Source organism: Kineococcus vitellinus (genome assembly GCF_009906315.1).
Classification (GTDB): domain Bacteria; phylum Actinomycetota; class Actinomycetes; order Actinomycetales; family Kineococcaceae; genus Kineococcus; species Kineococcus vitellinus.
In genome coordinates this window covers 1-970 of record NZ_JAAALL010000586.1, presented here as the reverse complement: position 1 = coordinate 970, position 970 = coordinate 1, and the positions used below count along the sequence as shown (strand labels likewise).

The 970-nt window shown below is 76.6% G+C and carries 1 protein-coding gene; it reads left to right on the top strand.

Annotation, left to right across the window (positions count from 1 at the left end; all coding sequences use genetic code 11):
* Nucleotides 1-939, top strand: a 939-nt coding sequence (locus GTQ99_RS23575) for a Dyp-type peroxidase (RefSeq protein ID WP_166618064.1), incomplete at its 5' end; no start/stop codon positions are given.
* Nucleotides 940-970 lie beyond the last annotated feature (31 nt).

Here is a 970-nt window from a genome sequence, read left to right as displayed (position 1 = left end):
GCGGACGAGCCGCCGCAGGACACCGGCGAGGCGCACGAGCTGCCGGCCGCGAACCTCACCGTGACGCTCGGGTACGGGCCCTCGCTCTTCGACGGGCGCTTCGGGCTGGCCGAGCGGCGGCCCGCCGCCCTCGTCGACCTGCCGCCGCTGCCCGGCGAGCAGCTGGACCCCGGGCGCACCGGCGGCGACCTGTGCCTGCAGGCCTGCGCCGACGACCCGCAGGTCGCCTTCCACGCGGTGCGCAACCTCGTGCGCATCGGCCGCGGGGTCGTCGCCGTGCGCTGGATGCAGCTCGGCTTCGGGCGCACCGCGACGACCGCCGCCGCGCAGCCGACGCCGCGCAACCTGATGGGCTTCAAGGACGGCACGGCCAACCTGCGCGCCGAGGACACCGCTGAGCTGGACCGCTTCGTGTGGGTGGGCGGCGAGGGCGCGCCCGCGGTGGACCAGGAGTGGCTGCGCGGCGGCACCTACCTCGTCGCCCGGCGCGTCCGGATGCTCGTCGAGGCCTGGGACCGCGCCACCCTGGGGGAGCAGGAGCGCGTCATCGGTCGCGCCAAGGAGTCCGGGGCGCCGCTCACCGGCACCCGCGAGTCCGACCCGCTGGACCTGGAGGCCGTCGGCCCGGACGGGGCGCCGGTCATCGACGTCGCCGCCCACGTGCGGCTGGCCGCCCCGGCGAGCAACGGCGGGCAGCGGCTGCTGCGCCGCGGCTACTCCTACACCGACGGCCTGGACCCCGTCACCGGGCAGCTGGACGCCGGCTTGTTCTTCATCTGCTTCGGCAACGACCCGGAGAACCAGTTCGTGGCCCTGCAGCGCCGGCTCGGGGCCCACGACGCGCTCACGGAGTACCTCAAGCACACCGGGTCGGGGATCTTCGCCTGCCCGCCGGGCACCGCAGCCGGCGGCACCTGGGGCGCGGAGCTGTTCGGCTGACCCTGCCACGCGGGGGTCGGCGCAGGGGGCC